The sequence below is a fragment of the Pedobacter sp. 05L430 genome (assembly GCF_056397585.1).
The window spans coordinates 22,757-28,756 of record NZ_JBFTNT010000060.1 but is presented as its reverse complement, the minus strand read 5'-3'; the positions used below and the strand labels follow the sequence as shown (position 1 = coordinate 28,756).

General features: G+C 32.1%; 6 protein-coding genes. 5 read left to right on the top strand and 1 reads right to left on the bottom strand.

Annotation, left to right across the window (positions count from 1 at the left end; genetic code table 11):
* From AC1DG9_RS11445 to AC1DG9_RS11425, 5 genes are all read left to right on the top strand, one after another.
* Positions 1 to 493: hypothetical protein (locus tag AC1DG9_RS11445; protein WP_477634654.1), on the top strand; the 493-nt coding region annotated here is incomplete at its 5' end.
* 525 nt (positions 494 to 1,018) lie between these two features.
* A complete protein-coding gene (locus AC1DG9_RS11440; protein WP_337717930.1) occupies positions 1,019 to 1,285 on the top strand; it encodes a hypothetical protein in 267 nt (88 codons plus the stop codon).
* Positions 1,286 to 1,345: 60 nt separating this feature from the next.
* Entirely contained in the window at positions 1,346 to 2,056 is a 711-nt protein-coding gene (locus AC1DG9_RS11435; RefSeq protein WP_337717928.1) for a TlpA family protein disulfide reductase, read from the top strand.
* A 356-nt stretch (positions 2,057 to 2,412) separates the two neighbouring features.
* Positions 2,413 to 2,841 carry a GtrA family protein gene (locus tag AC1DG9_RS11430; protein WP_430709636.1) on the top strand — a complete coding sequence of 143 codons (429 nt, stop codon included), beginning with the start codon at positions 2,413 to 2,415 and terminating at the stop codon, positions 2,839 to 2,841.
* A 16-nt stretch (positions 2,842 to 2,857) separates the two neighbouring features.
* On the top strand, positions 2,858 to 4,408 hold the full coding sequence (locus tag AC1DG9_RS11425) for a hypothetical protein (protein ID WP_337717926.1): 1,551 nt from the start codon (positions 2,858 to 2,860) through the stop codon (positions 4,406 to 4,408).
* A 306-nt stretch (positions 4,409 to 4,714) separates the two neighbouring features.
* Here AC1DG9_RS11425 and AC1DG9_RS11420 read toward each other — a convergent pair whose 3' ends face one another.
* Positions 4,715 to 5,830, bottom strand: coding sequence for a glycosyltransferase family protein (locus AC1DG9_RS11420; RefSeq protein ID WP_477634653.1), 1,116 nt, complete (start codon positions 5,828 to 5,830; stop codon positions 4,715 to 4,717).
* Positions 5,831 to 6,000 lie beyond the last annotated feature (170 nt).

Sequence of the window (6,000 nt, the reverse complement as noted above, 5' to 3'; positions counted from 1 at the left end):
TTCTATTGGCTCAGAAAAACAGTTAAAAATCAATGCAGCTGAGCTATCTAAAATTTCGCTTCGAGAATCTGAAGTTGAGATTACTTCAATTAAATATGAGAAAGTGAAGGTAGGATTTGTTGCAATTGTTGAATTTAAAACAATCAAGGGAGAAACCGGTAGTTATGGGATTTCCAAAGGAACCCCTTATATCCTGACTGACCGAGGTATAAAATTTATTAATGTTAATAATACTATGATGACTACGAGTGGCGAATCTGGAGGCAGTTCGGGAGGGAGCTCAGGAGGCGGTTCGGGAGGGAGCTCAGGAGGCAGTTCGGGGGGCAGCTCTGGGGGTGGAACTTCAGGTGGTGGTGGAGCGATCAAATATAGTTGCGTAGGAACATGTTCACCAAACCCGTGCAAATTAACAACAGGACCTCCAGCGAGTAATGGAGATGTGGCGTATAGCTGTGGGCCATGTCAAGCATGCCTTTTTAAGGTCGAAAAATAACCAAAATACAAATCGCACACTTGTTATTGGTTTATATGAGAATGAAATTATCCACTGGTTTGTCATTTAACAATTTAGATTAATGTCAAAAACTATAGTGAAATTTTAAAATATTAAGAAGCAAGCCCTAAATATTAATCAAATGAATTATGAAAAATCAAAAACTTAGATCAATAATTTTCTCGCTAGGATCGTTGATCGTTATAACGATTATTACTTTGTATTCCTGTAAGAAGGAGAGTAAATTTGAGAACGCTGATGGCGATATTATAAATCTTAAAGCACCTAGTGGCGAAATAATAGGATCAGAAAGATCTTTAATATTTACAAGCTTACAAATGTTGGATGACCCCAAACTTAAAAGCTCAGATATAGAAATAACTAACATTGAATATTTTAATGAGCGGACGGGATATGCAGCCGTTGTATATTATAAAACTTCGTCAGGAATAGTAAAAAATTTCGTTGCCTTTAAAGGAAATCTTTCACGGGTTAATAACTCAAAATCAATCAAAGTAATTCAAAATGTGTACCTACAGTCTGGTGAATCGGGTGGTAGCTCTGGTGGTAGCTCAGGGGGCAGTTCGGGGGGCTCTGGTAATCCGCCTAACCCAGGTAATTCAGGGGGCAGCTCTGGAGGTAGCTCAGGGGGTGGAACGACTGTATATTATACTTGCAGAGGAACATGCACGAACTGCATTGTTAAGGGAACTTATAATCAAACTACAAATTCATATACATGGACTTGCTCATGCCAACCTTGTACTGTCCATGTATTGTAAAATAATATAATCAAATAGATTTGCTTGCTTCTTACTATTATTATTAAATTTAAGTATAAAAAAAGAACCGATGATCAAATTAAAAATCTACTTTCTCCTATTTCTTTCTACACTATCAATAGCTGGTGTTAGTCAGGAAAAAAAAATAGATAATGATAAAGCGACTATATCTTTTTCAAGAAACGAAGTCATTCATGGAAGTAGCCCAGTTAGTGATGAAACAAAAAATGCAAGATTTTATTTAGCAAATGATCATGAAATTTCACTTAATCAGTTTAATGACTCTGTAAACACATCAAAATACATGTACTCTTTACGGTTTGTAAATGAGGATAAACTTTTTAAGTTAGAACGAAAAAAAAATACAATTTTTAATTACTTAAATAAAGTTTCTCCAGTAAAGACTTTGGTGGACTTCAAAAAAAAGAAAATCAATTTTAATGATCATAATGCAAAAGTGACTTATATTAATTTTTGGGGATTGTCTTGCAAACCCTGTATTGATGAGTTGGGAGCCATTGAATTATTAGCTAAAAAATATCCTAATGTAAATTTTTTAGCTATTGGATATGACGATGATGAGGCTATAAAAAAGTTTTTAGCTAAAAGAAAGAACAAATTAAGATATATTATGGATGGCCAAAAATATACCAAAACCTTTGAGGTTGATTTTTATCCGATGCATGTCATTATTGATAAAAATAATCGCATATCGACTATATTACCAGGTTTGCTTAGTCCAACAATGTTAAAGACCTTAGAAGATGCCTTTGCAAAATAGTCTACTGTTTATCAATTTTATTTTTTAAGATAAGATTGTCAAATAAAAAATTTATCGGGAAGATAAATGATTTAAGATATTATCTACTAAGTTACTCAATGCGCGATTTAAATTATTATCTACTTGCTGATACTATTAAACCGGGTGCTTACTTACATGTTTGCTCAACCACATATTCAAAATTTGTTAAATATTCCCACTTGAAACGCACCCAGCGTTTATCTCTAAGTAGTCAAATGAAACTTCAATTGCATGGATAAATTATGTCGTATTACTTAGTGACCTATATTGATAAAAAACAGTTGCATTTTTAAAGGTAAAAAATTAACTTAACGATTACTATAATCATTGCTCTCATGTTTAATAAATTTACTGATTTTAATTTTTTTCTGTTCAAGATTTTTCGATTTGCAATTGTAGGGTTTATAGGCCTAATCATTGATTTTGGAACTACATGGATTTTTATAAATTATTTTAAATCAAATATTTACATTGCAAATATTGCTGGATTTATCTTTGCTGCAACAAACAATTATCTACTTAACAACTGCTGGACATTCAACAATAGAAAAATAGATCTCAAAAAATATATTTCTTTCTTCTGGATATCTATTGTTGGTCTTATAATCAATTCAGCAATAGTCTATGTTTTGCTTAATATTATGCATTTTGATTTTTATTATAGTAAATCTTTAGCCGTTATTGTAGTTTTTGGATGGAACTTTATGGCTAATTACTTTCTCACATTTCGAGTTAGCGTTAATAATATTTCTAACATTTCATAATTTCCAATCCACCAAAATGCAAGTGTTTTCTAAAAAAAATAATTTTAATTGCCATCCCTATCTCATTCTTGTACTTTGCTTATATTTTTTAATTATTTGGTCAGTTAACTTAGGAATAGCACCCGGTTTACACGGTGATGAAGCTTGGTCAGGGTTAAAGGCCAACGAAATTAGTAAAGTGGGTATTCATAATCTGAACGGAATGAACTACTATACAGGTATGCTCCAGGCGTTGGTAGCAGACCTTAGTTTTAAAATCTTTGGACTGGGAATCATCCAATTGAGGATTCCCAGCGTTGTCTTCAATTGTATTGGTCTTCTAGTTTTAGGATTTACATTTATTAAAAAAAAACAGAGAAATTGGTTCATTTTCTTTCTTATCATTTTGAGTCAATCCTCTCTCTATGTGCTTTCGCCGAGAATAGCCTGGGAAGTTAATACCTTCACATTGTTCTTATTTAGCATACTCTTCTTATCATTATGGGAGCTGTTGCAAAAAAAGGAGGCGGAAAACAAATTTTGGACTATCATTTTTTTCTTGGTAAATGTGATTGGCACTTACAATCATTTAATTTTTTCATCAATATCAGTTTCCTGTTTTGCTGCTCTACTATTTTGGACATTATACCATAGGTCTTCGTCCCATAAGGCTCTCCTGATAATACTGGCGATTAACTTCGTTAACATGCTATGTCTTTTTCTAGCTATGAGATATGCTTTCGATCATTTTAATACTGTCACAAACTTCACTCTCCCCTTCATAATAATTTTGGTAATGTATCTTGAGGTTCTACTATTTAGAAAAGTCGTACTATGGGACATCAAAATAAATCTATTAAAGATACCGCAGTTGGTAATTAAGGGTGTATTGACTTTGTCTCTGCTAATGTTCAGCATTTTTCATGGAAGGGCATTCATCGAAGTGCTTTCTGCGTACAAGTTATTTCTTCAAGTATATTCATACGAAATTTCTCCCGTTTTTCAAATTACGATGCTCAGTTGCTCAGCTGTATTTATATTTTATTTAGGAGTTTTTATGTATAAAGATTTTAATAACAATTCCCATAGCATAATTGTATTTTTGATTATGAGCTATTGTGGAGTACTAAATTTATATACACTTACTTCATCCTTTAGATACTATCTTATAATATATATTATAATTGCTTTCTATCTAAGTTATAATGTCAGCAAAGACCCATTAAAATCAATTCCGCTACTCCTTTCTTTCTTTATTGCTTTCATCGTTATTTCTTACATACAAATTGCTGTTTTAAGTACATCCACAAGGCCTATGAGGGCGACAAAATTCTATATAGGCAATGATCAAATAGAAACCTCCGAACATTTCCTACCAAAGGAAAGTCTAATTGACTTTTTAAAAAAAAACAAAACTGGCATTTTAGAAGATTTCACTGACAATCATTTTTTCATAGAAAAACCAGTTGAGTTCTATTATTTAATTGACCCTTGGGAGCAAAAAACAGAAAATAAGGCGATTGTTAAATACGACTTTACAAACCCAGGCACAGGATTTATACTCCAAATTAAAAAAAATGGAGACTAAATTTTTTAATCAGTAAACTCGTATACCCTTAACCCGAAATTATTTAGATCGGGATTGTATATTTTGAAAATTTCTTTTGTTAAAAGGGGGATATTTTGATAAACCTCAACTAAATTAAATCTTTCTGAAAAATTAAATCTACCTTCATTAATACTTTGGTCGTCAATAATTAGTAAATTAATCATGCCTTTTTTTTTATACGCTAGTAAATTACTGCCCTGCTTTGCATTCACGCGAATTTTGCTGATTCCAAAGCTATTGTAGTAAGAATTCCTTAATGGATCCCAGTCTATGTAAGGACTAACATTACCGAAGAGGATTAAGTTTATTTAGTGAAATCAGCTTTCTGAACAAAGTACTAGTTATAAACTTAGTAGACATTTTTTCCATTATCGTCTGATAACTAAGAACAAGAAAATAAGGCACTAAATAAGCAATCGGAAATAGAAACCTTAATTCCTTATGAGGAATAATACTGTGAACAATTAAAAATGGGATTATAGACCAAAGCAACAAATTGGTCTGGTGATATCGTAAAATCACCCAAAATGAAAGGAAAATTAAAATTCCAATAGGACCAGGAGACTTTATAATATAAAGAACTATTTCATACCAAGGTGAAACTCCAAATCTAGAGGAAACCCCTTCGACAAGATTAACATAAAAATAATTATAAATTGAGAGCACAAATTCACCATAAAACCATTTATCAATCAAAATTCCATATGCAAGAATTATAACAATGGATAAGCAAAATGTGAGCAGGGTTTTAAGGTTGAGTTTTTTTATATAAACAAGCCAAGCAAATATTCCAAGACATAAAAGGCCAGACTGATACCGAAATAATATCGAAAATCCCAACAGAGTCCCAACTAAAAAATACTTGCTTGTTTGATCTTTCAGCTTTGAATTTTGTATTAATGTTAGTGCTATGATATAGCATAAACCAGACAAGGTTTCCGATGAAAACCTTACGCTTATAAATGGTATGAACCACAATAGATATGAAATGAAGACAAAGTATGAATGAAGATTGTCCGTAAGATTAACCTTGTATTGATTTATAAAGACCCTGATAGTGGCCAGTGAGAAAATTGCGGTCAAAATTCTCAACAATAAGGTTAGGTCATAGCCATTTGTTATATTAAAATATCCAAAAAGTTTAAACAACGCAAAACAAATAGCAGGTTGCAATGTGGGTCTTATTTGTGCAGGAAATTCCCAAGCCAACTTATAATCAGGGATTAGCCCTAGTTTATAATTAGCGAACTCGATAATTTGAAAGTGTTCATCTTCCTGATGATACCCTGAACTCTTGAATGCAACCAAAAGATAGAATACACAAATTAAATAGAAAAACAAACCGGAATTCTTAATTGCGATGTTAGTTTTCAATTGAGGCATTAATTTAGATAAGGTCATGTTAAAAAATATTATGTAATCTATTTAAAAAACCGCGCTTTTACAAGCTACTTGTAATGTTGTAATCGGAAAATAAAACTGAAGAGAAAATGGCAATTAGGAATTGCCGAAAATCCTGTATTATATCTTACCGACTAGTGAGCTTGAAGTGTTCATTGCCGAATACATGC